Annotated in this window: 27 protein-coding genes and 1 other RNA gene; 12 read left to right on the top strand and 16 right to left on the bottom strand. The window is 52.2% G+C overall.

What is annotated here, in order from left to right:
• Positions 1-11: 11 nt before the first annotated feature.
• Complete coding sequence (locus D3P09_RS19395; RefSeq protein WP_120113045.1) at positions 12-1109, bottom strand: quinone-dependent dihydroorotate dehydrogenase; 1098 nt, start codon at positions 1107-1109, stop codon at positions 12-14.
• Positions 1110-1297: 188 nt separating this feature from the next.
• Between D3P09_RS19395 and D3P09_RS27770 the strand changes: the two genes are divergently transcribed.
• A complete protein-coding gene (locus D3P09_RS27770) occupies positions 1298-1438 on the top strand; it encodes a hypothetical protein (protein WP_165867508.1) in 141 nt (46 codons plus the stop codon).
• Positions 1439-1445: 7 nt separating this feature from the next.
• Here D3P09_RS27770 and D3P09_RS19390 read toward each other — a convergent pair whose 3' ends face one another.
• The 3 genes from D3P09_RS19390 to D3P09_RS19380 all read right to left on the bottom strand — a co-directional run bounded on the left by D3P09_RS19390 (position 1446) and on the right by D3P09_RS19380 (position 4597).
• Positions 1446-2828, bottom strand: coding sequence for a L,D-transpeptidase family protein (locus D3P09_RS19390; protein ID WP_120113044.1), 1383 nt, complete (start codon positions 2826-2828; stop codon positions 1446-1448).
• A 160-nt stretch (positions 2829-2988) separates the two neighbouring features.
• Positions 2989-3231, bottom strand: a complete 243-nt coding sequence (locus D3P09_RS19385) for a ferredoxin (protein WP_120113043.1) — start codon at positions 3229-3231, stop codon at positions 2989-2991.
• Positions 3232-3310: 79 nt separating this feature from the next.
• Positions 3311-4597 (bottom strand): DNA polymerase IV, encoded by a 1287-nt coding sequence (locus D3P09_RS19380; RefSeq protein WP_120113042.1) that lies wholly within the window; start codon positions 4595-4597, stop codon positions 3311-3313.
• A gap of 199 nt (positions 4598-4796) precedes the next feature.
• On the opposite strand from D3P09_RS19380, the gene cimA reads away from it, so the two are divergent.
• Entirely contained in the window at positions 4797-6410 is a 1614-nt protein-coding gene (gene cimA / locus D3P09_RS19375; RefSeq protein ID WP_120113041.1) for a citramalate synthase, read from the top strand.
• Between the two features lie 57 nt (positions 6411-6467).
• Here cimA and D3P09_RS19370 read toward each other — a convergent pair whose 3' ends face one another.
• Complete coding sequence (locus D3P09_RS19370) at positions 6468-6998, bottom strand: TlpA family protein disulfide reductase (RefSeq protein WP_120113040.1); 531 nt, start codon at positions 6996-6998, stop codon at positions 6468-6470.
• A 132-nt stretch (positions 6999-7130) separates the two neighbouring features.
• Between D3P09_RS19370 and D3P09_RS19365 the strand changes: the two genes are divergently transcribed.
• A complete protein-coding gene (locus D3P09_RS19365) occupies positions 7131-8354 on the top strand; it encodes an MFS transporter (protein WP_120113039.1) in 1224 nt (407 codons plus the stop codon).
• 53 nt (positions 8355-8407) lie between these two features.
• Positions 8408-8827, top strand: coding sequence for a M67 family metallopeptidase (locus D3P09_RS19360; protein ID WP_165867507.1), 420 nt, complete (start codon positions 8408-8410; stop codon positions 8825-8827).
• Here the strand turns inward: D3P09_RS19360 and D3P09_RS19355 are convergent.
• The 3 genes from D3P09_RS19355 to D3P09_RS19345 are packed head-to-tail and all read right to left on the bottom strand — an operon-like array spanning position 8813 to position 12052.
• Positions 8813-9547 (bottom strand): 3'-5' exonuclease, encoded by a 735-nt coding sequence (locus tag D3P09_RS19355; RefSeq protein ID WP_120113037.1) that lies wholly within the window; start codon positions 9545-9547, stop codon positions 8813-8815. The genes D3P09_RS19360 and D3P09_RS19355 overlap by 15 nt on opposite strands.
• A gap of 20 nt (positions 9548-9567) precedes the next feature.
• A complete protein-coding gene (locus D3P09_RS19350) occupies positions 9568-10635 on the bottom strand; it encodes a DUF294 nucleotidyltransferase-like domain-containing protein (protein ID WP_120113036.1) in 1068 nt (355 codons plus the stop codon).
• A gap of 40 nt (positions 10636-10675) precedes the next feature.
• Complete coding sequence (locus tag D3P09_RS19345; protein WP_120113035.1) at positions 10676-12052, bottom strand: ammonium transporter; 1377 nt, start codon at positions 12050-12052, stop codon at positions 10676-10678.
• Positions 12053-12407: 355 nt separating this feature from the next.
• Between D3P09_RS19345 and D3P09_RS19340 the strand changes: the two genes are divergently transcribed.
• Together D3P09_RS19340 and D3P09_RS19335 are read left to right on the top strand one after the other, a co-directional pair.
• Positions 12408-12848, top strand: a complete 441-nt coding sequence (locus D3P09_RS19340) for a MerR family transcriptional regulator (RefSeq protein WP_207892520.1) — start codon at positions 12408-12410, stop codon at positions 12846-12848.
• Positions 12849-12883: 35 nt separating this feature from the next.
• Positions 12884-13549 carry a zinc metallopeptidase gene (locus D3P09_RS19335; RefSeq protein ID WP_120113034.1) on the top strand — a complete coding sequence of 222 codons (666 nt, stop codon included), beginning with the start codon at positions 12884-12886 and terminating at the stop codon, positions 13547-13549.
• An 87-nt stretch (positions 13550-13636) separates the two neighbouring features.
• On the opposite strand, the gene gltC is transcribed toward D3P09_RS19335, so the two are convergent.
• Positions 13637-14527: a glutamate biosynthesis transcriptional regulator GltC gene (gene gltC / locus D3P09_RS19330; RefSeq protein WP_120113033.1), complete on the bottom strand. Its 891-nt coding sequence runs from the start codon at positions 14525-14527 to the stop codon at positions 13637-13639.
• Between the two features lie 131 nt (positions 14528-14658).
• On the opposite strand from gltC, the gene tpx reads away from it, so the two are divergent.
• On the top strand, positions 14659-15183 hold the full coding sequence (gene tpx, locus D3P09_RS19325; protein WP_120113032.1) for a thiol peroxidase: 525 nt from the start codon (positions 14659-14661) through the stop codon (positions 15181-15183).
• Positions 15184-15268: 85 nt separating this feature from the next.
• Here the strand turns inward: tpx and D3P09_RS19320 are convergent, their stop codons facing one another.
• The 3 genes from D3P09_RS19320 to D3P09_RS19310 all read right to left on the bottom strand — a co-directional run bounded on the left by D3P09_RS19320 (position 15269) and on the right by D3P09_RS19310 (position 16821).
• Positions 15269-15658, bottom strand: coding sequence for a DUF1499 domain-containing protein (locus tag D3P09_RS19320; RefSeq protein ID WP_120113031.1), 390 nt, complete (start codon positions 15656-15658; stop codon positions 15269-15271).
• Between the two features lie 113 nt (positions 15659-15771).
• A non-coding RNA gene (gene ssrS / locus D3P09_RS19315) (6S RNA) lies at positions 15772-15954 on the bottom strand.
• Between the two features lie 48 nt (positions 15955-16002).
• Positions 16003-16821 (bottom strand): YesL family protein, encoded by an 819-nt coding sequence (locus tag D3P09_RS19310; protein WP_120113030.1) that lies wholly within the window; start codon positions 16819-16821, stop codon positions 16003-16005.
• Between the two features lie 160 nt (positions 16822-16981).
• On the opposite strand from D3P09_RS19310, the gene D3P09_RS27925 reads away from it, so the two are divergent.
• Positions 16982-17092 carry a YjcZ family sporulation protein gene (locus D3P09_RS27925; protein WP_207892519.1) on the top strand — a complete coding sequence of 37 codons (111 nt, stop codon included), beginning with the start codon at positions 16982-16984 and terminating at the stop codon, positions 17090-17092.
• A gap of 74 nt (positions 17093-17166) precedes the next feature.
• On the opposite strand, the gene cshA is transcribed toward D3P09_RS27925, so the two are convergent.
• A complete protein-coding gene (gene cshA / locus D3P09_RS19305; RefSeq protein ID WP_120113029.1) occupies positions 17167-18744 on the bottom strand; it encodes a degradosome RNA helicase CshA in 1578 nt (525 codons plus the stop codon).
• A gap of 175 nt (positions 18745-18919) precedes the next feature.
• Between cshA and D3P09_RS19300 the strand changes: the two genes are divergently transcribed.
• The 3 genes from D3P09_RS19300 (at position 18920) to D3P09_RS19290 (ending at position 21512) form a co-directional block, all read left to right on the top strand.
• Complete coding sequence (locus D3P09_RS19300) at positions 18920-19723, top strand: YitT family protein (RefSeq protein WP_120113351.1); 804 nt, start codon at positions 18920-18922, stop codon at positions 19721-19723.
• 199 nt (positions 19724-19922) lie between these two features.
• The gene (locus D3P09_RS19295) at positions 19923-20117 is read left to right on the top strand and encodes a hypothetical protein (protein ID WP_119799245.1); all 195 of its coding nucleotides are present in this window, start codon (positions 19923-19925) and stop codon (positions 20115-20117) included.
• A gap of 198 nt (positions 20118-20315) precedes the next feature.
• A complete protein-coding gene (locus D3P09_RS19290; protein ID WP_120113028.1) occupies positions 20316-21512 on the top strand; it encodes a putative glycoside hydrolase in 1197 nt (398 codons plus the stop codon).
• Between the two features lie 93 nt (positions 21513-21605).
• Here D3P09_RS19290 and pfkA read toward each other — a convergent pair whose 3' ends face one another.
• The 3 genes from pfkA to D3P09_RS19275 form a co-directional block, all read right to left on the bottom strand.
• Positions 21606-22574 carry a 6-phosphofructokinase gene (gene pfkA, locus D3P09_RS19285; protein ID WP_120113027.1) on the bottom strand — a complete coding sequence of 323 codons (969 nt, stop codon included), beginning with the start codon at positions 22572-22574 and terminating at the stop codon, positions 21606-21608.
• Between the two features lie 27 nt (positions 22575-22601).
• Positions 22602-23630 carry a tetraprenyl-beta-curcumene synthase family protein gene (locus D3P09_RS19280; RefSeq protein ID WP_120113350.1) on the bottom strand — a complete coding sequence of 343 codons (1029 nt, stop codon included), beginning with the start codon at positions 23628-23630 and terminating at the stop codon, positions 22602-22604.
• 81 nt (positions 23631-23711) lie between these two features.
• Entirely contained in the window at positions 23712-24029 is a 318-nt protein-coding gene (locus D3P09_RS19275) for a hypothetical protein (RefSeq protein ID WP_120113026.1), read from the bottom strand.
• Between the two features lie 123 nt (positions 24030-24152).
• On the opposite strand from D3P09_RS19275, the gene D3P09_RS19270 reads away from it, so the two are divergent.
• Positions 24153-25340, top strand: a complete 1188-nt coding sequence (locus tag D3P09_RS19270; RefSeq protein ID WP_120113025.1) for an MFS transporter — start codon at positions 24153-24155, stop codon at positions 25338-25340.
• Positions 25341-25844 lie beyond the last annotated feature (504 nt).

The following is a 25844-nucleotide window of genomic DNA, read 5'->3' as shown; positions in this document are numbered from 1 at the left end:
GCCTCCTGTTTCTAACGATGATCTGCGCCCACTGCTTCGGCAATATGACGGTAGCCGTCCTTGCGCAAACATTCCTTCAGTCCGCTTGTCAGCTCGCGCAACACGCCCGGACCTTTATAGATTAATGCTGTATAAATCTCTACCAGCGAAGCTCCTGCGCGAATTTTATCGTATGCATCCTGCGCAGTAAAAATGCCGCCCGAGCCAATGATCGGCAGCTTACCGCCTGTCTGGCGATAGACGGAGCGAATGACTTCCGTCGAGCGTTCCTTGAGCGGCAGGCCGCTTAGGCCGCCTGTTTCTTTCGCATTGGCATGAGCCAGTCCATCGCGGGACAACGTCGTATTCGTAGCGATAATGCCTGACACGCGGCTTTCCATAATTGTCGCTACCGTATGCTCCAGCTGGTCCTCGGACATATCCGGCGCGATCTTGACCAGTACGCTCTTCGGCTTCTGCTTGCGCGCGCCAGCCTGCGTCTCCAACTCGTCCATGACGGCGGCGAGCAGCTTCTTCAGCTCGTCCCCATGCTGCAAGTCCCGCAAGCCTTGCGTATTCGGCGAGCTGATATTCACCACAAAGAAATCGCCATAATCATACAGCATGCGAATGCATGCCTCGTAATCCTCATGAGCTAGCTCGTTCGGCGTCACTTTGTTCTTCCCGATATTCACGGCGATCGGAACGCGGTGAATCTTGCGCTTCGCCAGCGAAGCCGCCATCGCCGCCGCGCCTTCGTTATTAAAGCCCATCCGATTGATGAGCGCCTCGTCCGGCGGCAGCCTGAACAGCCGCGGCAGCTCGTTGCCGGCTTGCCCCTTCGGCGTTACCGTGCCGACTTCGGCAAAGCCAAAGCCAATGCTGGAGAATCCGTCAGGCGCTTTGCCGTTCTTGTCCAATCCGGCCGCAAGACCGACCGGATGCGGGAAATCCAGTCCGAACAGCTTCATCTTAAGCTCCGGAGACTCCGGTACCCCGTACATGGCGTTCATAATGCCAGTCATGCCGGGAATTCTGCTCCCTGTCGCCATGCCGTCGATGACCAAATGATGGGCCTTCTCAGGGTCCATTTTAAAAAAAATAGGTTTAAGTATAGATGAATAAAGCAAAGCTTTCACTCCGTTCCAGTATGTATGCTCTAACGAACAGTTTATCCCTTTTGGAGCAAAAAGAAAAGAGCTCGCGCAAGCTGCGCAAGCTTCATTTGGCCAAGCTGTATTGCGGCTTTTGACGAAAACGATTACAATATAGGCATATCATGTTAATCCGAAAATCGCTATAGAAAGGTTGATTGAAAATGGGCGCAGCCAAAAGAAAGCCAGCCACATTAAAAGCAAAACCGAAGGAAGAAGTGAACAAGAAGGCGTTGATCTGGATCGCCTCCATTGTAGGGGTCGTATTCATTGCCGTCGCGGCACTTCTTATCGTCACTTCGTAAGCTTTGCTTACGTCAACCATTGATACACTTTGGCGGGATTGGTCTCGTTCTGCCGCGGCTCCAGCTTGAATCGGTCAGCTGACGGCTTCGCGTCTGACGGGAGCGTCCCGTTTTTAATTTTCACCGCCGTTCCGAGCGGCACCATATCGAACAGTTCCTCCACATCGGCCTTCTTCATCCTTATGCAGCCAAGCGACTTGTCCTTGCCGATGCTGTCCGGATCATCCGTTCCATGAATCGCGTACAGCGTATTCGACAGTGTCATCCCTCTGCTGCCGAACATGCCGTCATCCGTACCGTTAGGATCTCTTACTTTCTCGCTAATATAGAAATTGCCCTCAGGCGTTCGCTCGCCGCCAAGCCCCACCTCGTAGCTTCGAATCACCATTTTGTCCTGAATGACGGCTAGCCGGTAGTTCGACACGTCAATGACAATCTCCAAAGGCTTGCTCCAGTCTTGCTGGAATATGCCGTTCGTACCGATGCCTCGGCCCCTCTGGGCTTCCTTCGAGCCGGAACCCTCGTCATCTCCGCCCTGCTCCTGCTTTCCATTTCCCCTTTGCTTCTCCTTCAGTTTCGCCAGAACATAAGGGAACCATTCCTTCATCCCATCGCCTTCTCCAGACAGCACATTGTGCGGGTAAGGACGTATCAGGTCTTCAAGCTTCTGCGGCCACTTGCCATACAGCCGGTTGTACTGATGAATGGCGCTAGCCAGCGTCCAGTGCATCTCTTGCGCTTCCCGCCATTCGCCGAACAGCTTTTTGATGCCGCTGGTGTCGCCAGGCTCGCATATGCATGTATCGCGGTCGAGCATCGATAAGGCCAAGCGGCTGCTAGCGCCTTCCTTCGTGGCTGACATCAGGAAACGGGAATGTCCGTTCCATTGCCTCCAGCCCTCCTTCTCCTCCAGACGAATCGCCAGCGACTGCTTGGGAGCCGCTCCTCCCGCCGCTACGATGGCGTTCATGGCATAGCCGACTGGCCCCCCTTCCTTCTGCGGCACGAATACAACGCCAAGTCCCGGCGCGTTTGGGCCAGGCAATGCCGGACCGTCATCTTTGGGCTCTTTGTGCCACAAAGGGTTGAACGGAAGCAACAAGGCGATGAGCAGCAGCGGTATGGCTGCCAGCGCGATCTTCCAAACCAGTCTTTTTTTCTTCTGCTGCTGGTTCCAATCCTTCAGCTCCTGCAGCTGCTGCTCGGCCAGCGGATGCGTCTCCTGCTCGAAAGCTTCATATATATCGCCTGCTTGAATAAAGCAATAATTAGCTTTGCTCTCCTTGCCCGCTTGCAAGTAATGCTTGCCGAGCAAGTACCATCCCATCTTGTTGTCGGGATGCTGTTTTACGAATTGCTTCAGATAAATAATATCCTCCGGCTTCTCCATCACTAATCCCTCCGCCTGCTGATCTCTATCAAGTATATCGGCAGAGGATGCGAATTCGTCGATACCATTTTCACAACTTGGCAGCCGGCGGCGTCAAAAAAGCCCCCTCCATCCGTCCGCGCGGTCATGAGGGGGCTTGCTGTATCGTATTGGAGATCGGTTAGCCCGGCGCGTTGAACGGCTCGTCGGCGATCTTGATGGAGTCGGTCGGACAACCGTCGCAAGCGTCTTGCAGGTCGTCGTACATATCCTCAGGAATTTCGGTGTTGCCTGTATTTCCGTCGTTCTCATAGATGACTTCCGCAATTCCTTCGTCATCGTAGTCGTAAATGTCTGGCGCAGTCGCTCCGCATGCTCCGCACGCGATGCAAGTATCTTTCTCTACCCATGTATATTTAGCCATGGTATACATTCCCTCCTTATAATATACGGAATAATTCCGTTCGCTTTTCTGCTAGTATGATGCCTTAAAGCGTAGTATCTCACTCATCAATATATAACAAACCATCGTCTTTTTGCAAGGACGTGCCCCGAATTCGCTTGTTCCGGATCAGGGTCGACGGATCGTCTCCAAGCATCCCGGCCGTCAACACCGCATCCTCGCCGAATCTGTCGCGAAGAGCATCCATCGCCTTCGTAAGCGCCTCCTTCCGGGGTTGCTCCTCATAGCTGAACAAGTCGAGCTGAAATGCCGTCCCATCGGCCGGTGAAAGGTTTTGCAGCGTAACCCCAAGCAGCCGGATGGGATCGCCGAGCTTCCAGTGGCGAAGGAACAGCTTGCGCGCTTCCTGGTTGATCTGCTCCGTCGTTTGGGTAGGCGAATTTAACGTGTGCGATCTTGTGATGGTGGACATATCGGGCCGGCGAATCGTAATCTGAACGGTAGAAGCAACAAGCTTCTGGCGTCTCAGCCTTCGAGCGGTCTGATCCGACAGATTAAGCAATACGCGAAATATATCATTCTGCTCCGTCAGATCGCTTGGCAGCGTAGTCGTATGCCCGATCGACTTGCTTTGCTCCCGGTTCGGATTGACCGCCGAATGGTCGATGCCGTGAGCAGCCGATTTCATCCAAGCGCCCATTACGCCGAATTGCTTAATCAACAGCGACTCATCCGTACTCGCGAGCTGCCCGATTGTTCGAATGTTCATCTTCGCCAGCTTGTCGGCCGTCTTGCCGCCAATACCGAACAGCATGCCGCACGGCTTATCCCAAAGCAGATTCGGCACATCGCGCAGGCGCAGCACAGTCAGGCCCATAGGCTTCTTCATATCCGAAGCCATCTTGGCTAGAAGCTTGTTAGGCGCCAGGCCGATAGAGCATGGCAATTGCCACTCCGACTTAATCCGCTTCTGCAGCGAATCCGCAATCTCAAGCGGCGTTCCCAGCAGCTTGGAGCCCGTAATATCCATATAGCATTCATCGATCGATACCGGCTCTACAAGCGGCGTGAACTGCCGTGCAATGCTCATAAACCCGCGGGAATATTTCCGGTACAGGTTGAAATCCGGCTTGATCAACAGCAGCTCCGGACACAGGCGTACAGCTTGCTTGACGGCCATACCCGTCTTAATGCCCTTTTTCCTTGCGGCATAAGAGCATGTCACGATGATGCCCTTGCGCTGCTCCACGCTGCCGGATACGGCGGATGGCTTATCCTTATAATATTCTGGCTCTTCCGCTTCATGCACAGAACAATAAAACGCGTTCATATCCAGATGAATGATAACCCGCCCCTTGGCGGGATAATGATCCTTCACATCGCTCATGGCTCTCAACCTCACCTAAAAATACAGAAATGCGTATATCCGTTCCCCTTTCTTCCAGCATATAATTGATGAAGAGCCAAGTCAATCCGAAGAAGGCCGTGAAAAATATAACATTCCCCCTCTACTTTAAATAGATAAAGTGTTATAATAATAAATTATGATTTGTATTGGCTATCAGTGAAGGAGGCGTCATCCAGAAATGTCCGCTAACATCTCGATCTTTGACACGACGCTGCGTGACGGTACGCAAGGAGAAGGCATCAGCCTGTCCGCAGACGACAAATTGAAAATTGCCCTGAAGCTGGACGCTTTGGGCGTTCATTATATTGAAGGCGGGAATCCGGGAAGCAACAGCAAGGATATCGAGTTTTTCCAACGCGTCAAGTCTCTGGGCTTGAATGCGCGCATTACCGCATTCGGCAGCACGCGCCGCAAAAACTCTCTGGCCGAACAGGACGCCAGCCTTCTCCGCATCGTGGAATCGGGCGTTCCGGCAGCAACGCTGGTGGGCAAGGCGTGGGACTTTCATGTGCATACGGCTTTGCAGACGTCGCTGGAAGAGAATCTCGCCATGATCTTCGATTCCTTTGCGTTCCTGAAGCGGAACGGAATGGAAGCGATGTATGACGCGGAGCATTTCTTCGACGGCTACAAGCACAATCCGGAATACGCGCTGGCTGCTCTGCGCAAGGCGCAAGATGCCGGGGCAGACTGGCTCGTGCTGTGCGATACGAATGGCGGCACGCTGCCAAGCGAGATTCATGAGATTGTATCCCGTGTGAGATCGGAGCTTACGGCATCAATTGGCATCCATACGCATAACGACTGCGAGCTGGCGGTTGCCAATACGCTCTCTGCGGTACAAGCCGGAGCGCGGCAAGTGCAGGGCACGATCAACGGTTACGGGGAACGCTGCGGCAACGCCAACCTATGCTCCATCATTCCGAACTTGCAGATCAAGATGGGCTACAACTGTCTTCCTGATGAGAAGCTGCGCACGCTGACTAGCACGGCGCGTTATGTGAGCGAAATCGCCAATGTTCACATGCCTGTCGGCCAGGCTTATGTTGGCAATGCGGCGTTCGCCCATAAAGGCGGCATCCATGTCTCGGCGATTATGAAGGACTCCAAAACGTACGAGCATATCCAGCCGGAGCTAGTTGGCAACAAGCAGCGTATTCTCGTATCGGAGCTTGCCGGCCAGAGCAACATCATCTCCAAGGCACATGAGCTTGGTCTTGATGTCAATTCCAACAATGAGAAGACGAAGCAGATCATCGACCAGATCAAAGAGCTGGAGCATCAAGGCTACCAATTCGAAGGCGCGGATGCGTCGCTGGAGCTGCTGCTGCGTGAAGCCTTCACCGATATGAAGGAAATCTTTACGGTAGAATCATTCAAGATGCACATGGAGAAGTCGAACGGGGTTATGATCTCGGAGGCGATCGTCAAGATCAATGTCGACGGCCAGCAAGTATACACAGCTGCCGAGGGCAACGGCCCGGTCAACGCGCTCGACAATGCGCTTCGCAAGGCGCTGGTGCAGTTTTACCCGAAGATCGAGCAAATTCATCTGTCCGACTACAAGGTTCGCGTCATCGACGAGAAGGACGCGACCGCAGCCAAGGTCCGCGTATTGGTCGAATCAACGGGATTGGACAATACTTGGAGCACTGTAGGCGTATCAAGCAATGTCATTGAAGCAAGCTGGGAGGCTCTGCTCGGAAGCATCCGTTACGCGCTGCTAAGCATGGACAAGGTGAACAACGGCTCGCCTGACATTACGGAGCGTCTGGGCTTAATCAACCATTAATCGCAACAAAAAAGCTGTCTCGACGGTTGCCGCAAGGCTTCAATCGAGACAGCTTTTTTAAATCCATTTCTGTATAAGCCGTTCCCATTCCTCATATGTGATGACGCCATTGATCCGTTCTCGGATAACGCCATCTGAATCAATCAAGAAGCTAGTCGGGAATGTGGATACTTTATATTGCTTCGTCACATCGCCTGGACGGTCCATCAGAATCGGGAAAGTGAATTTATGATCTTCCACAAACTTTCGCGCCGCGCGTTCCTTATCGTACTTCGTGGCATTCACGCCATACAAAACCATGCGGTCCCCGTAATTCTCATGAAGCTTCTGCAGGTCGGGGGCTTCCAATTCGCAAGGTCCGCACCAAGACGCCCAGAAGTTGACAAAAATCAGCTTGTCGCTCTTGCCGCCAATCTCAATCTGCTTATCGTCCAAATCCGGCAGCGCGAACGCTTCTGCAGCGAACCCCGCCTTGGGCTTGAAGTCGGGGGATGTCGAAGCATCGGAAGCATCGTTCTGATTATATTGGTAAACGGCCAGCCCCGCGAAAAATATAGCGATTATCGCCAGCGCTGCAACTCTTCTCATATGGCACCCCTTCATTTTTCTATTCATTTGAACACAATTGCATCCATCGTATCATGCGTAGTATGGAAGCTCAATACAGTGGGCAAATTAGCCATAAAACCGTCACCATTCCACATTCGCCGGAGGTTAACTATGGCCCGCTCCCATCCGTCCAAATGGCTGCAGTACGCGGCATTCGCCAGCGTGCCGCTCGTGCTTGTGCTAGGCAATTCCATGCTTGTCCCTATTCTGCCTGACATGGCCAAAGCCATGAATATCAGCGAGCTGCAATCCAGCCTCGTTATTACGTTATTTTCGGTATCTGCAGGACTGTTCATACCTGTCATCGGTTATTTATCGGACCGCTTGAAGCGCAAAGCCGTCATTCTGCCCGCACTAGCCGTCTATGGCGCTGCCGGAATTCTTGCCGGGCTTGGCGCTGTATGGCATTCTTATCCAACGCTTATGATCGCCAGAATCATTCAGGGCATGGCTGCTGCGGGCACTGCCCCGATCGCCATGGCGCTTGTCGGTGATTTGTACAAGGACGGTGAAGAAAGCGAAGCGCTAGGATTGATCGAAGCATCGAACGGCTTCGGCAAGGTGATCAGCCCTATCCTAGGCTCCCTGCTTGGCCTTTGGACATGGTACGCCCCTTTCTTTGCGTTTCCGATCTTTTGCGCGGCTGCCTTTGCGGCAGTCTTATGGCTGATTGAGGAACCCGGAAAGCCGAACAAGAAGGTGCCTCTTCGGCAATATTTGCAGGGGATGGGCAAAATCTTCAAAAGCAACGGCAAGTGGCTGTTTCCTGCATATCTGGCAGGCGCGCTCGGGCTCTTCATTCTGTTCGGCATGCTGTTCTATCTGTCCGATATGATGGAGAAGCCACCGCTGTCGATCGATGGCGTCGCCAAAGGCGGCGTCCTCGCCATTCCGCTGCTCGGCCTGGTCATAACCGCTTATACAACAGGAAGAGTGATCAAAAAAAATAAAGCGCTAATGCGCAAGCTGATGCTGGTCGGACTGTCTGTGGTCACACTTTCGCTAGTGGCTGCTTCCATCTGGCATGCGGCGTTCATTGCATTAATCAGCTTTATTACGCTAAGCAGTATCGGAACGGGCTTGCTGCTTCCCTGCCTCAACACGCTTATAACCGGCGCGGTCGATCAATCCCATCGGGGCATGGTCACGTCCTTGTACAATAGCTTGCGCTTTCTGGGCGTTGCCGCAGGCCCGCCCCTATTGAGCTGGGCAGCCGACCGTTCTGTAACTTGGCTGTTCATCTCCCTTACGATACTAAGCGCTGTCGTACTGTTAGGCGTGGCGCTATTCGTGCGTCCCGAGCAATCGCAAGGAATGAAGAAGGCTTCTCGCTAAGCATCTCCTCCGGTATAATAAGCTGCATCGAGGTGATGGCTATGGCAGGGAACATGATTACGAAACTCCCAATAACTGCAGCCGCATACCAAGAGCTGCTTGCGATATGCGAACGAATATATCCATATGAGGCTTGCGGCTTGCTGGCCTGCAGTGATGGAGGCGATACAATCGATATCGTATTGCCTATACAGAATGTGCACGAACATCCGGAGGATTCATTCGCCTTTCATCCAGTGGAATGGACCAACACATTTTTTGGCATGCAAAAAAACCGACAACAGCTTGCCGGCTTCTTCCATTCCCATCCCCATTCGCATGCGCAGCCATCCGCAAGAGATTACGCAGGCTTTCCCCCAGCACAAGGAATGAGCTGCTGGATCGTGTCCTTGCAGGAGCGGGATCGGCCTGTCATAGAGCCGTACCGCATGCAAGACGGCAGGTTCGAGCCTATCCCGCTAGTGCTTGCTTAAGTAAGCATACACATCGCCAAGCGTAACAATATTCCTCTCTATAATGCGCTTCAAATATTTGTTCAGCAGCTGCGCGGTCATCCGTGAATCCTCCAGGGCATGATGCCTCTCCGTAACCGGAATGCCGTGCTTCAAGAGCAGATCGTCCAGGCTGTAGCTTTCGAGGCCCGGCTCCAGCCACTTGGCGATCATCATCGTATCCAGAACGCGATGATTCAGATTCACCTTGGAGGTCCGCCACAACGCCGCATTGAGGAACTGCTTGTCATGCCCCGACGCATGAGCCACTAACAGCCTTCTGCCAACAAAGGCCATAAAGTCATGCAATACCTTCATTAGATCCGGCGCATCCTGCACCATTTCATTCGTAATGCCTGTCAGCTCCACAATCGCTTTCGGAATCGGCCGCTTCGGATTCACCAGGCTGTAGTAAGCCTCGTCCTCCGCAATCTCCCCTCCACGTACAACAACAGCGCCGAAAGAAATAATTTCGTCGCCGTTGTTCGGATTAAAGCCGGTCGTCTCGAGATCAAATACAACAATCTCTAGCTCCCTGAGCGGAATGTCAAGCATGGATTGCTTGCGCTGCTCCCGATTCGCATTGCGAATAAAGGCCATCTGCTGTGCATTCGGAGAACCGAGCATCGACGCGATAGCAGGCGTTACGCCGCCCATCTTGTACAGGCTCCACATCCGCCCTACACCTTTTTGCTCCTTCATGATTATGCACCGCCTTACTCTTACGTAAGCCTGCCCATTGCTTGCTTGTATGCCGCTTTCTGCAATCTTTTGCCTAGTCTAAGACTGCTCTTGAGCTCATCCGTCATTTCTTTGGACAGTTTGCTGCTGGGCAGCTTGCCATTATTCTCATATACCCCGTTCTCTATCTGCTCGGTGGTCATGAGCCGAAGCCTCATGATGAAACGGAAGGCTTGCTCATAGCCGAGACCGTCCTCAGCAGAAATATGCCTTTCTTTCACCAGCCTCCGAATGCGCTCCAGCGTGGAGGTCTCTCTCAGATTGGCTTGTATGGCGAGCAGCCGAATGGAATTGACCATGGGAATATACGCCCCATACTTGATATCCAGGCTGCCGGCATCCTCGCCATAACGCTCCTTCAGCAACTGGCCGAAAATGCCGACCAGCACCTTGTGCCGCATCGTATTTTCGGTCATTCTGCGTATAATGACGGGATGACCCAGCGTATCGGTATAGAACATGTCCTTCAGCGCATCGACCAAAGCAGAATCTCCGTACACGCAGCGGCCATCTGCAATAATGAGCAAATAACGCACTGCCTCCCACTCCGGCTCCTTGAACCAGCCGTTCAGCTTCTCCCCCCATTCGCTGAGCGAATGGCACCATTCCGGATTGTCGCTCAGCACTTTGCCTTCACAAGGTGGATAGCCGGCAGCAATTAAATTTTCGACGATAAGTGTACATAGCTCCTTGAAATATGTCTTGACCTCTTCAATATTCGTATCGGAATCCTGATACACGACACCGCTGTCCTGATCGCTGGACAACGTCTGTTCCTTCCGTCCACCGCTGCCGAACAACAGATATGCGTAAGGCACGGGGGGAGACCCTTTCCCCATCCGTGCCATTTCCGCTTCCGAGATGGCAATCGCCCTGCTGATGATGGCATCATGCATCTCGTTCAACTGTTCATTCAATTGCTCTACCGGCCGCGATGGGAGAAGTGCTTCCATCTGCTCATGCATTTGGTCGCGCAAGCAGCGTATGCCGTCAATATGATCGGCCGAAGCAATCTTCTTGGCGAATTGCGATCGCGCTGGATCACTCATGCGCCTTCCCCCCTTCGGTCAGTCCGTTAGGCCTTATCGGTTAGCCTTGAATGCCTTGGCCTGGCTTTTTCAATTGCTCAGGATAACCATAAACTCCGTGCTCGCTCAGGTCAAGACCGATAATTTCTTGCTCCTCCGTTACGCGGAAGCCCATAACCTTCTTCATAATGCCCAGGACGATGAAGGACGACACGAGCACGAATGCGCCGGCGAATACAACGGACTCTAGCTGTACCCACAGCTGCTTCCAGCTGCCCGTGTCGATCAAGCCGCCTGTTCCGACGCCTACCTTATCTGCAAGCTCTTGCGTTGCGAAGATGCCGTTCGCAAGCGTACCCCAAATGCCTGCCATGCCATGAACAGACAGCGCATAGATCGGATCGTCTACTTTCAGCTTTTCGAACATTTTCACACTGTAGAATACAAGTACGCCAGAGACAAGACCAATCACGACAGCCGCCCATGGATCAACGAATGCACAGGAAGCCGTGATAGCAACAAGACCGCCAAGCGTACCGTTGAGCATGGCTGTTATGTCAGCTTTGCCTGTTACCGCCCAAGAGATCATCAGCGCTGCGACGCCGCCAGCGCCTGCGCCAAGCATCGTCGTGAAGGCTACGTAGGTAAAGAATCCATCGCCGATCGCAACGGTGGAGCCTGCATTGAAGCCGAACCAGCCCACCCACAGCAGAAGCACGGACAATGCCGTAAATACTTGGTTATGTCCCAAAATTTCATTAGCGGAGCCGTCTTTGTTGAATTTGCCGATACGAGGTTTCAGAAGAACGGTAGCGACAAACGCTGCAACCGCTCCGGACAAGTGAACGACCGTCGAGCCTGCGAAGTCTTGCGCGCCATGGTCGGCCAGCCAGCCGCCGCCCCAGATCCAGTGAGCAACCACCGGATAAATAACCGCGATATAGAAGAGGGTAAATACGACATAAGAGGACAGCTTGGCGCGCTCTGCGAACCCCCCCCATGCAATGGATAAGGAGATCGCTGCAAAGGCCAATTGGAACAGGAAGAACACTGCGCTCGGGAAGCCCTCAGATGCCGGGTCGCCGGAAGTGCCGGGATTGACGAAGAAGTCGCCCCAGCCGATAAACTTGCTAAGCGTGCTCTCCGCATTCGCCCCGCCGAAGGCTACTCCATAACCGACAGCCCAATAGATAAGAGCCGCAAGACCTACTGTAAAAATCGTTTTGCCAGCCACATGGCCTGCATTTTTCATCCGAGTGGAGCCGGCTTCGAGAAGAATAAAACCGCCTTGCATCAATAGTACAAGAATAAATGCGAGCATGACCCACAGGGAGTTCAATCCCATGTCAAGCATTGCGCCGGAAGGATCCGCTGCGAATGCGACTACCGGGAAAACAATTGTCATTAATCCTAACGCGAGAAATGTCTTCTTCACCAATATGACCACTCCTTTAATGTTATCTTTCCTCACATACTACGAAAGACTTAATGTCATTATAGTCAGAGCAGCTTATTTTGACAATATGGATTTTCATTTTTTTCAAAAAAAATCTAACGTTCGGCAGTAAACCTGACACGAACGTTAGCCTTTTCTTGTTAAACAGCTATATAATAGATATAACTCACTCTCATTCTTCGCGTTTACATCTCATTTCCACCCTTCCGTGCAAACATAGGGACAAACCGCCTAAGCTGCATCTTGCTTCTATAATTCACATGTCAGACGTTTGACTGTATGGTTACTTTAAGATTATCATTAACTATAATGAAGAATGATCAAAGGCGGTGATAGAATGGATGCTATCCACTTGTACCGGATCGGAGAATTATCCAGGCTTGCCAAGGTCAGCGCAAGGACAATCGATTATTATACCTCGATGGGGCTCATTGAGCCTGCGAAGCGATCCGACAAAAACTACAGATTATATTCTCATGAAACTTTGCAGCGTCTCGAACGTATTGAGGATATGAAAAAGGACAAATATACGTTAGATGAGATTAAAGCCAGTCTGGATAGCTGGAGCAAAGTGACGCCAGAGGAGCAAATTTCTCTTAAGCTGACCGAGATCCAGCAGCACCTGACAAAGCTGGAGCGCGAGGTCAAGGAGCTTGAGCCTGTTATTAAGCAGCTAAAGCCCCGCCAAGCGAACCGTTTCTACTCAGCGTTGACGCCTCAGACAGCCGCATGCATCGAAGCTCTGATGCTGCTCATGAACAAGAGCTCTCTCATGTAACGGTGTCCTACACCATAAGTTGGAGGAATGTATTGATGATCATCCTGATAATTGCAGCCTTCGCTTTGACGATCTGGGCCCAATTCCGCGTCAAGGGAACCTTCAAGAAGTGGGCGCAAGTGCCGGCGCACAGCGGCCTTACCGGCTACCAAGCCGCCAGAAGGATGCTGGACAACAACGGTCTGCATGACGTGCCGATCGAGCCAGTCCAAGGCGCATTGACCGACCATTACGATCCCATTAACCGCGTAGTGCGCTTGTCGGAGCCCGTATACTACGAGAACTCCATCTCGGCTATATCGGTCGCCTGCCATGAGGTAGGACACGCCATTCAGCATTCCGTGTCTTATCCGTTCCTGGTTGCCCGTCACCGAATCTTCCCTGTCGTGAACTTCGCTTCCGGCGTCGCACCTTTCTTGCTTATTGCCGGTTTCCTGTTCAACCAGTTTAACTTAATTGGCCTCGGCATCATCTTCTTCTCCGTAGCCGTCGCCTTCCAGCTTATTACACTGCCGGTTGAATTCAACGCCAGCAGCAGAGCACGCGACCTGATGGTTGCGGAAGGCTTCATAACGAACGACGAAGAACGCGGCGTAGCCAAAGTGTTGAACTCTGCCGCATTGACTTATGTAGCAGCTGCCCTGCTCTCCTTGCTGGAGCTTATTCGCTACATTTTGATTTTCACCCAGAACCGCGATTAATGCCCGCAACAGAAAGAGCCCTCTGACGGCCTGTATGCCGCCAGAGGGCTCTTCTTATGTTCTCCTTAACTTTCCCCCTGCCAATGGTTAATCGCGCTTGAAATACCGCAGTAGAAATCCGTGGAACAGCTTAGCCACAAGCGGCAGCTTCTCGTTGCTTCGATGGACCAATCCGATCGTCCTTGTAACGGCAGGCTTCGAGATTCGTACCGTCGCCGGCTGGAGCAGCCCGGATTGATGCAGCGCCAGCTCCGGCAGCAGGCTGACGCCCATGCCCGCGGCAACAAGCCCTCTAATCGTATCCGTCTCCTCACCCTCGAATCCGATCTTGGGCTCGAATCCGGCCTCTATGCAAGCCTCCCATACGATCGGTCTTAGCGAATAGCCCTCGCTGAATATAACGAACGTCTCGTCCCTCAGCTGGGCCAGTTCAATCTCTCCCTCGTCCGACAGCGGATGGCCGGGAGGGAGAATCGCATACAGTTCTTCCGTCAGCAGCACCTCTCCGCATACTTGTTCGTTCTCCTTGGGGTAAGGGGATATAAAGGCCAAATCGATCTCCCCTTTTACGAGATCGCGAATAAGCGAAGGGTACATCCCTTGCTTGAACCTGAATTTCACATTCGGATGAAGCTTGCGGAACGCCGCCACGACTTGCGGAATCAACGTATTGCCCAGACTGTGCGGGAAGCCCAGCCTGATCTCGCCTTTCTCCGGATCCAAAAATTCATGAACCTCGATAACGGCCCGCTCCAAATCGGACAATATCACTTCGGCCCGCTTTAGAAATAACGCACCAGCTGGCGTCAATTGCAGATTTCTCCCCTTCTGAACAAACAGCTTGACGCCAAGCTCCTCCTCCAGCTGGTGGATCTGGCGGCTGACGGCCGACTGAGCCACATGAAGCTCTTCCGCAGCTTGCGTGACATGTTCTTTCCGTGCGACTTTCACAAAATAATAAAGCTGTCGAAGTTCCATATGCTTTCGATTCTCTCCCGTAATCAACCTTTATGTTGATCTTAATTATTCGCCATTTATTGGACAAGCGTATTTCATTGCGATTATAATGATCACGTATCGTACAATCCATTCCAAGGAGGAAGTATAACATGACACAACTACAAGAACGCACAGGCGTTGCCACATTCAAGGGTAACCCGCTTACATTGATTGGACCTGAACTGAAAGCTGGAGACCAAGCTCCGGACTTCTCCCTTAACAAATCCCTGGTGGAATCCGTTAGCCTGAGCGACTACGCTGGCAAGGTCAAGCTGATTTCTGTCGTTCCATCCATCGACACAGGCGTTTGCGACGCGCAAACCCGCCGTTTCAACGAAGCAGCAGCTTCTCTGGGCGACAATGTGGTTGTTCTGACTGTTAGCGCAGACCTTCCGTTCGCGCAAGCGCGCTGGTGCGGTGCAGCCGGCGTTGACAAAGTCGTCATGCTGTCCGACTATAAGAACAATAACTTCGGCGAAGCGTACGGCGTCCTGATTAAAGAATTTGCCCTTGATATGCGCTCCATCTTCGTCATCGACGGAGACAATACGATCCGTTACGTTGAATACCTGCCTGAGATGACCGAGCATCCGAACTACGAGCAAGCGATCGAAGCGGCCAAAGCCCTGGTTTAATAATCGTATATCCAGCCGATCCATTCCGGCGGCTGACTGCAAACAAAGCGAGTGAAGGACACCCCTTCCTCGCTTTGTTTATGTATTAGCTATTTACCTTAAAAGCTCCAAGCTTCTTATCCAAGACACGATAGATTTCCAATATAACGCGATAGTTGGAGCCGAGATCCCCCAAGGAGCCCCGGGAAGCGGAATAGACATCAACCGCAGATGTTAGCGGATTCACGCTGATGACCGAAACGGTAATGTCCATCGTACGACCGAACATTGTACGTCTCTCCATCACAATCTCTCCGACGGATTGCACTTCATGTAATACCTTGTAGCCTTGCATCTTCTTCAGAGTAGATAACACTTCTTCCCACGCCTTGTCCTTCGACAGCTTGTAGAAGTGCGATTTCAGCAATGGATCCTTCGCCTTGTCGCCTGTCTGTTCATGACTGCGCAGCAGCCCGATTAAGGTCCGCTTCAACAACAAGAATCTCCCCCTCTAGCGTCTATATACATTACTTCTAATCATACCATGTTTTCATGCACGAAAAAAGAGCTTTCATCGGATTTAACCGACTAATCGCTCTTCATTGACTTAAAAAACCCGCCTATGCCGTCCGACCCGCATGTTTCTGAACCCGCTCTCGCAGGTGGGTGTCCGCAGCTCTGCTTTTGAGATCCCCTTTTGGGGGCGTGTCAGCTGCAAAGCGATGTAGGTCTCCCGTGAAACAGCCATTGGTTCAAAACAACGAAGAGCCGTTACGAACATCGCAGGATGTATAGCTATTATAGACCGTTCTGCCGCAAAAGTAAACGCGGGCGTCCCAATTATTTATTGGAATCGTTAGGATTGTCCTTAAGAAGCTCTTCGCGGTTCAGCTCAGCCGCTTCCTCCGCCGCTTCTTCCTCGGATTGCTTCAGCTTCTCCGCCTGCTCCTGCAGCTTCATGTAGATCAAATTAAAGTTCCAGAACGCGACCAATGCGACAAGGCTTCCCATAAAGAATGGAATCAGGAACGTCAGCTGGAACAAGCTGATATAGATGATGACGCCGCACATCATGACGGTGGACAAGGAGCGGATCGGCTTGCCAATCGTAATCAAAATCGCATTTTTAACCAATTGAAACGTTTTCATGTGGTAGTGCACGAGCATCGAGAAATAATTGAACAACGATGCAAATAACAGAGCTAGGAACGCCAAGAAGATGTATGATGCAATTGCCATTTGGTCTCTGTAGAAGAAATAGTTCACGACCATTAAGACGATAAGGATGGTGTAGATGAATCCGCCAATCATGCTTTGCTTGTAGTTCTCCTTGTAGCCGCGGAAGAACGTCTTAAACAATGCGACATCAGACTCTCCCGTCACCCATTTGCGGGCTACGGTGAACATGGCAGCCGTTGAAGGGAATAGGGTCAACGGAGCAAGCACAGAGATCGTAATTATCGGCCACATGAGAAAAGCTAATATCCCATGCTGAACCAGCGCCTCTTCCGTTATGCCCTGCGGATAAATAAACACCAGAAAAAAGACTAGAAACATAAATGGCAGCGCGGTAATAATCCATAAAAGATTAATGACCGCAAGCCTCATAATCCATTCGGAGATTCGGTAGAATCCCCCCATAAGTCCTCTTGGTTCCATCAGATCTGCCTCCACAATAAGTGAGTGTCTTGCCGTTGCTGACAGGGGTCATTGGACCGCCCAAATTAAGAGACTCTAGGCCTCCGTCTAATCCACGTGGACGGATTTGCATAGGATGTTAGTGTTCACCTATTCAGATGATTAAAAGGAGGTTGCTACAATGGGCAACATTGGTCCTGGTTTCGGCTGTGGTGGTTTTAACTCCGTAGGCGCCATTCTCGTATTGTTTATCCTTCTGGTCATCATCTCCAGAACAATCCTTTGCTTCTAAAGCCTAGATAAAAAGAACGGAGAGGTCCGCGATGCCCGCAAGGCATCACGGACTTTCCCCGTTTTTGTCGCGTATTAATTGTCCTCGGACGAGCTCTTCGGACGACGATAGTCGCTGCGGCCTTCGCTGTTGCGCTTGCTGTAGCTGCTTCCGCCATTATATCCGCCGCTGCTGCGGTTCTCACCGCCGCGGTATCCGCCACCGCTGCTGCGTCTGTCGTCGCGTCCGCGGTATCCGCCGCCGCCGCTACTGCGGTTGCTGCCATAAGAGCCCCCGCCGCTGCGGTTGAACGGACGGCCGTTGGAACGGATATCCGGTCTGCGTTTCTTAGCGCGAAGCGGCTCTTCCGGAGTCAATTCGATCTCGACGTTTTTCTTCTCGCCTGTAAGCAGCTTCATCGTTGCTGCAAGAAGATGAACGGAATCATATTGTTCCAGCAATTGAATCGCAATTGCTTTGTACTCGTTGAACTCTTCGTTCTGAACGACTTCAAGCACGCGTTCTGCAGTCACACGTTGTTTGCCTTCGATCGCTTCCGCCAAGCTAGGCAGAGGCTTGCGGTTCATGCGTTGGCGCGTAATGCGCTCGATGAAGTGCAGATGATCAATCTCACGAGGCGTGACGAACGACCAAGCTGTACCTTCCTTGCCTGCGCGTCCTGTACGGCCGATACGGTGAACATAGCTCTCCGGATCTTGCGGCAGGTCAAAATTGATAACATGCGTTACGCCCGATACGTCGAGGCCGCGAGCCGCAACGTCCGTAGCAACCAGCACATCAATGCTGCCGTCGCGGAACTTGCGCATTACGTTGTCGCGCTGGTTCTGGGACAGGTCGCCGTGAAGACCGTCAGCAGAGTAGCCACGCTTTTGCAGCGCTTCGCTCAGCTCATCTACGCGGCGCTTGGTGCGGCCGAAGATGATAGCCAACTCTGGGGACTCCATGTCCAGCAAGCGGCTAAGCGCTTCGAACTTCTGGCGCTCATGCACTTCAATGTAGGATTGCTCGATTGACGGAGCCGTTACTTGCTTCGGAATAACCGATACATGCTCAGGATCCTTCAGGAATTGCTGGGCAAGCTTCTGGATGTTGATTGGCATTGTAGCCGAGAATAGCATAGTTTGACGCTCTTCCGGTACCAGCTTGAGGATGGATTGGATATCCTCCATGAAGCCCATATCCAGCATCTCATCCGCCTCATCCAGCACGACTGTCTGAACGTCTTCCAGACGGATCGTCTTGCGGTTGATGTGGTCAAGCAAACGTCCCGGTGTTCCGATAATGATTTGCGGGCGTTTCTTCAGCGCACGAATCTGACGGCCGATCTCTTGGCCGCCGTAAATTGGCAGCGAACGCAAACCTTTGTATCGAGTAAGCTTCCCGATCTCTTCCGCCACCTGGATAGCGAGCTCACGGGTCGGCGTCATAATCAATGCGACAATGCGATCCTCGCTTGTCGGAATTTTGTTAATCAGCGGGATTCCGAATGCCGCTGTCTTCCCCGTACCGGTCTGGGCTTGGCCAATCAAGTCTCGGCCTGTCATAGCCACTGGGATGGATTGGGACTGAATCGGTGTCGATTCCTCGAATCCAAGTTCCGTAATTGCTTGCAACACTTTAGGTTCCAAGCCAAATTCAGCAAATGTTTTCAAACTTTTCTCATACTCCTTCTATCTACAGCCTTCTTAAGAATATCCAAACCATTATAGCACAACTTAGAATATGAATACCAGCCAACGTTGAAAAGCCATACTATAGCAACTACAATTACAGTTTGGAGCGATCGGATTGAATCATTACAAACGGCGCTATTTAACGGCCCTGCCCATGATGACCCTCGGCTCTCTGCTTGTAGCAACCGGCTTCAATTTATTTCTTATCCCCCACCAGTTGTTAAGCGGCGGCTTATCCGGCATCTCCATGATGATCGGTTACATAACAGGAGGCAATATAGCCTGGCTGTATCTGATCCTGAACTTGCCTGTATTAATTTGGGGATGGTTCGCGCTAGGCAAACGCTTTGTCCTATGGAGCATCTACTCCGTAGCACTCGCCACCCTGTTCCTGCAGCTCGTTCCTGTCACCCAGGTTGCCGATGACATTCTGCTTGGCGCCGTATTCGGCGGCATAATCGTCGGCTTCGGCAGCGGCTTGGCGCTCCGCTACGGCGGTTCCTCCGGCGGCTTCGACATCGTCGCCTCTATCGTCACCCGCAAGCGCGACCTGCCGATCGGGATGATCATTTTTTTGCTCAATGGCATGGTGATCGCTATTCTGATCCTTTTTACCGGAGACTGGGATCTTGCGCTCTACTCCTTGTTCGCCATCTTCAGCGCAGGCAAAATCATTGATTTGATTCATGTGAAGCATCTGAAGGTGACCGCCTTCATCGTCACGACGAGAGCAGATGAAATATTAGCCAAGCTGCTCCCGCATCCGCGCGGCATTACGATCCTGAAGACTCGAGGTGCCTATTCGTCCAGCGAGAGGGATATGCTAATGACTGTCCGAACCAAGTTCGAGCTTGCCGAGCTGTGTAAAACAATTACCACAATTGATCCGCATGCCTTCATCAATATTGTGGAGACTGCCGGCGTTGTAGGTGATTTCAGGCGGAATGAATCAAGTTAAACTACGCAAGTATGGATTTTCCAAGTGAAAACTATGTTTTTGAAAATCTTCCTGTTATAATGATTATATCCCGCAGCTTAACGCGGGCATTCGATTAACGGGAGGCCGTTGTTCGTTTTGCCCCTCAAGTTTCATGCCATAGGTTTTCCCCCTGTCGCTTTCTAGTTCATCACAATTAGGATGAAAGGGTGAGGCTAAGATGGATATGGAAACGGTCAAATTGTCACAGATTGTAGAAAGACTTGCCCCAGAGCTCAGTCCTTTTCTTACTTCCCGCGAGCTCGACCTCACAATCGTGCTTAGGGATGGTCTGGAAGTGCTGGAACCCGCTGACGCTATGGAGATCGTGCAGCACAGCATATGCAACGGGCAGAAGCAAACTTTATTACAATGACAGTTCGTTCGGGAATGACGCATTAAACCCGCAGGCCAGCCGACCCAATTCTCGGCTGGCTTTTTGTTCGCCTCCATTCAGAAAAAAGTTTACGATTCATCCGGAAGTGGTAAAAAAGGGGGATGACCGGGACAACTTCTGTGGCTTATACTTTTGTATGTACCGCTTCATCAGATCAGACCGCAAGGAGAGAGCACAATGGACATAATCGTTACGGCCTTCATGTTATTGTATAGTTTGCTGACAGGGTCAGGTGAAGACAGCGCGAATGTACAGAAGATTGCCGTAGCCTATCTGAATGCCGCGGCTGGAGAGACGATCGTGCAACCGGACGCATCCGGCTTGCCGGGCGGCAAGCCAAGCGATCCAGGCAGCGCAAGCGTCAAGAAAGACCCGCAGCCGGATACGCCGCCGATCAAAGGCATCTACGTCACCTCGCACAGTGCAGGCGGCTCACGCATGGCATCGCTTCTCAAGCTAGTCGACGAGACCGATCTTAATAGCATGGTCATTGATATTAAAGACGACAACGGCTATATTACTTACCCTACTACAACGCCAGAGCTTCTCGAAGTGGGCACAGCCAAAAAATTCATCGGCAATATCGAAGAGCTGATGACTACTTTGAAAATGCATGACATCTATCCCATCGCCCGAATTGTCGTGTTCAAGGATACGGTCCTGGCTGTCAAACGGCCTGATCTGTCGTTCCTGCAGCCTGACGGAACAATCTGGAAGAATGGGCGGGGCGAGAGCTTCGTTAACCCCTATCGCCAGGAAGTATGGGATTATAACATCGCGCTTGCGAAGGAAGCCGCCAAGCTTGGCTTTAAGGAAATTCAATTCGACTACGTCCGGTTCCCGGAAGGATTCGAGAATCGCGCCGATACGCTTACGTTCAACAGAACAGAGCAATCCCGGGTCGATACTGTGGCAGGCTTCGTGAAATACGCACGGGAGCAGCTGGAGCCGCTTGGCGTACGCGTCTCCATCGATATATTCGGCTATGCGGCATCCGTGCCTTCAGCCGAAGGCATCGGCCAGGATTTTGTGAAGATCTCGAATGACGCCCATGTCATATCCCCTATGATTTATCCGAGCCATTACAGCACGGGATGGTTCAAGCAGAAGGCGCCTGACCTTAGTCCCTACGAGACTATCAAAGGCGCTATGGACGATACGCATGAGAAGCTGAAGGATACGGGCGAGCTGAAGCCGATCATACGTCCATGGATTCAAGATTTCACAGCAAGCTGGCTCGGCAAGGGCAACTATATGAAATACGGCAAAGCTGAAGTCGAAGCCCAGATCAAGGCGCTGCACGACTCTGGGGTGACGGAATATCTGCTATGGAATGCAGGCAACAAATATTCGCCAGGAGTCGAATACAAGTAATCTAAAAAGGCGCTCCCGATTGAACGTTCAATCGGGAGCGCCTTTTGTCATAGCGGCTGGCCGTATACGATACTGCCCTGCCGTCTGATTCTATTATTGCGAGAGGCGCAGCGCCAGCTCGTACATGTCCATATCGAAAGGCTTCTTCGTGTTGACTACCGTGTCGATATCCGTAGTGACAAGCTCGCCCTTCACGACGCCGCAAGACTTGCCGGAATTGCCTTCCATAAGCTGTCTTACCGCAAAGTCGCCCAGTCTGCTCGCCAGGATGCGGTCAGCTGCCGTCGGCGTGCCGCCGCGCTGGATGTGGCCCAGTACCGTAACCCTAGCATCAATACCGCTCAGCTCGGTAATCTTCTGCGATACGTCCTCACCTTTGGCTGCGCCTTCCGCTACTACGATAATGCTATGGCGCTTGCCGTTCGCAAAGTTCGTTTTCATCCGCTCTGCCACTTCATTCAGATCGAATGGCACTTCAGGCACAAGGATCGTCTCCGCGCCGCTTGCAAGTCCAGCATAAAGCGCAATGTCGCCGCAATGGCGTCCCATAACCTCGACGATCGATGAACGCTCATGCGAAGACATCGTATCGCGGATTTTGTTGATCGCATCCACTACGATGCTGACAGCTGTATCGAACCCAATCGTAACGTCCGTGAACGGAATGTCGTTATCGATGGTGCCTGGCAGAGCCATTGTCTTGATGCCCAGCTTGCTCAGCTTATTCGCGCCATGGTAGGAACCGTCGCCGCCGATGACGACCAATCCTTCGATGCCGCGCGCGCGCAAAATTTCCGCACCGCGCTGCTGGCCTTCAGGCGTCATAAATTCCTTGCAGCGGGCTGTCTGCAGAATGGTGCCGCCGCGCTGAATGATATCGCCTACGCTGCGAAGATCCATTGGACGCAAATCATCGTTCAGCAGGCCTTGATAGCCGCGCTGTACGCCGTAAACCTCCAGTCCGTGAAACAATGCGCTGCGAACGACGGCGCGTACGGCTGCGTTCATTCCTTGCGAGTCTCCCCCGCTAGTTAATACTGCGATCGATTTAACTGCAGTCATGATTAACTCCTCCACATTTACGTAGTATTAAGCTTGCTGCTTGCGAATCCAAATGCTATTGATGAGGAAAAACAGCCTCGTAAGCGGACTGTTCTTCATGAGCTGCTTGGACACATCCTTTACTTCCGTCTGGTTCCGAACCTTCGGATCGGACAGATACAGCGCCAGCAGCCCTTCAATAATCAATTGGTGGAAGCGGGACGCGGGAAGTGACTTGACATCCTCCCTTGCCCTGCCTACAATGTGGCCGATTCGCTCGACCATGAGGCTTTTATCCTCGTAATAGTTGCAAAAGTTGAGATCGCCGCCGATGTGGTCTTCTTCTTGATCGATCAAATAATCAAGCATGATATGTAGACCGCATACATGCGGGAAATAAATATGCCGAATACTCTCGGCATCCTTCGCGGACAAGCGCTCCTCGCTGGCGGCCAAGAACAGCATGAACATGCCGAGCGTCGAACCGGTAGCGGCAGCAAACTCATTCCAATGAAGGTGAGGATACTTATGCTGGTGAAGCTCCCACCAGGCCAGCAATTGCGGCTCGCGAAGATCCTTGCGGATATGCTTGTACACCTGCAGGTCGCCGTACAAGCCGACCAGCTCCTCCACGTGAACGCGAACATTCCCATAGGATGGCAGCTTCGCTACTTGGGTCTGGCATGTGCGGACCAGATGATGAAGATAACCTCCGTCATCCCGCTCCTCGCGAAGCGCGTAGTAGTCTTGAAGCTCCGCATCCGGATTGACCGCATCGAGCATCGATTGATGCAATAGCCGGAAGTCGTCGGCATCCAGAGACGTGCTGCGATCACACAGGTTGTCCAAATAATCGCTGATCGTCTGCAGCGCCACAATTAACGGAATGAGCACATCGCGGTATTCCAGATTGGCCGCCGCATACACGCCGCCGCCCTGGCAGTGGAACTTCTTGTCGTGCATGCTGCTTAGCGCCTGCGTCCGCAGCTCTTCATTCGGGATAGCTTCGGCAAGCTTCCTCAGCTTGCCTAGTTCGGCTTCTACGCCGGGCAATACATATTTATACACGCGATGCATCAGCTTAATGGGACCTTTGGGCGCTCTGCCGCCCGATAAAGTCGTAAGTCTCACTTCGCACCCCCTTGCGAGAAAGTCCAGTCATGAATGCCGGCGCGATTCCAATTCCTGATTCATCCGATACCATATCTGCAAATCATTGATACGGCTTGCTTGTTCTGCAATCTCGTAATTGAGCACGCATGAACGCTTGAAATCTTCTTCTTCGTAAAGCTCCGACTGCTTGCCGTTGATCGTACGCTCCAGTTCCATAATCAGGTCCGGAATACGCCCGCGGATCAACTCCCATCTCTCAATCAAATGGGATTGCTCTTCTTCGCTGTACTGATCCCAGTCCTTCTTAAGCGAAGGCAGATGTATGCGAAGCCGGTCATTCCATACAAAATCGTATTCCGCCATTGTAAACCTCCACTCATAAATGTACCATTTTGCAGGGTAATAATCCAGCCACAATTGGAAGGGTAACCGTGCTATACTGAATGGTAAACGTTTTATTAATAGAGACGGAGTGAAAGTGCTGCCATGAATTCATCAGACACCGCTGCCGGCGGAATTTCCCCTACTGCCAAAAAAGAAACGCTTGCGCTGCGTGCGTTCAGCTTCTCTACCTATTCGACACAAGCGCTTATCATGTCCTTTATTCCGCTATACTTTCTATCCCAAGGCTTCTCGGAAAGCCAGATCGGCATCATCTATTCATCTGGCCTGTTCGTATCCATCTTCGCCAACATCATTACCGGCCTGGCCAGCGACAAGTTCCAGACCATCCGCAAGATTCTGATCGTCCTGCTGTTCGGACAGCTCGCCATGATCTCGCTGTTGTTTCCTATCGAAAACTTCGTCATGGTCTGCGTCATCATGGCTGCCTTCTACTTCTTCCAGACGCCGATGAACCCGCTGAGCGACAGCCTCATTCTGCTCTCCAGCCAGTATACGGGAACGCCTTACGCGTTGGTGCGAATCTTCGGCTCGCTGGGCTTTGCCATTAGCGCTTATGGCTTCGGACTGCTGCTCAAGGGCATCGGGTCGGAATGGACGCTGCTGGTGGCGCTTTGCACCATATCTACCTCGATCGTGCTCAGCCTCTTTATTAGAGACTACCGCGGCAGCTCGCGGAAAATCGAGTTTTCCGGCTTCTTCAAGCTGCTGAGCCAGCGCAATGTCATGCTGTTCTTCATGCTCATCCTGCTCATATCGACCGCCCACCGCATGTACGAGAGCTTTCTCGCAGTCACGATGCGCCAACTAGGCGCAAGCGACTCTTTAATCGGGCTCGCGCTGCTTATCTCGGCCTGCAGCGAAATTCCGATCCTGTTCTTGCTGGGCAAATACGGCCACAAGTTCAAGGAGCTCCCGCTTCTGATCTTCGCCTCGGTCATGTACGGGCTGCGCATGTGGTTCCTCAGCGAGATCGAGGATCCCCGCTGGATCGTCGCCACGCAAGCCATGCATAGCGTAACGTTCGGCGTCTACTTCTCCACCGCGCTGCGCTATATCTCACAGCTGATCCCGGACGAATTCCGCGCCTCCGGCCAAGCCGTCTACACGGTCATCTGGACCGGCGTCGCCGGCCTCATCAGCGGCGTATTAGGCGGCCTGGTTTACGAGCAGTTCGGCCGCGTTGCGTTCTACCATATCGCCACCGGCGTCGCAACCTCCGCCGCGCTCGGCTTTCTGCTCTACTTCCTGAGCAAGTATGGGAAGGGTTAAGGGCGTACTAAGGGCAAGAGGCTAGTTCCTCTTGCCCTTTTCTATTAGCGTTGGTGCACGACGTTAATATTCACTCTACTGCTCCAAACGTATATGTAGCTATGACGCACATCACTATATATTCGACTTCTCCACTTTCGCTCCTCCAACGCCGCCATACACCGTTACAGCTTCGATTTCTGCACATTTGCTACTCCAACGCCGCCTCACACCGTTACACACTCGATTACTCCACTTTCGCTCCTCTAACACCGCCACACACCGTTACAGCTTCGATTTCTGCACATTTGCTACTCCAACGCCGCCTCACACCGTTACACACTCGATTACTCCACTTTCGCCCTTCCAACGCCGCTACACAACGTTAGAAGCACGATTCCTCCACTTTTGCTCCTCCAACGCCGCCTCACACCGTTACACACTCGATTACTCCACTTTCGCCCCTCCAACGCCGCTACACAACGTTAGAAGCACGATTCCTCCACTTTTGCTCCTCCAACGCCG

The organism is Paenibacillus pinisoli (assembly GCF_003605435.1).
Taxonomy (GTDB): domain Bacteria; phylum Bacillota; class Bacilli; order Paenibacillales; family Paenibacillaceae; genus Pristimantibacillus; species Pristimantibacillus pinisoli.
This window is presented reverse-complemented; position numbering and strand designations above follow the sequence as displayed.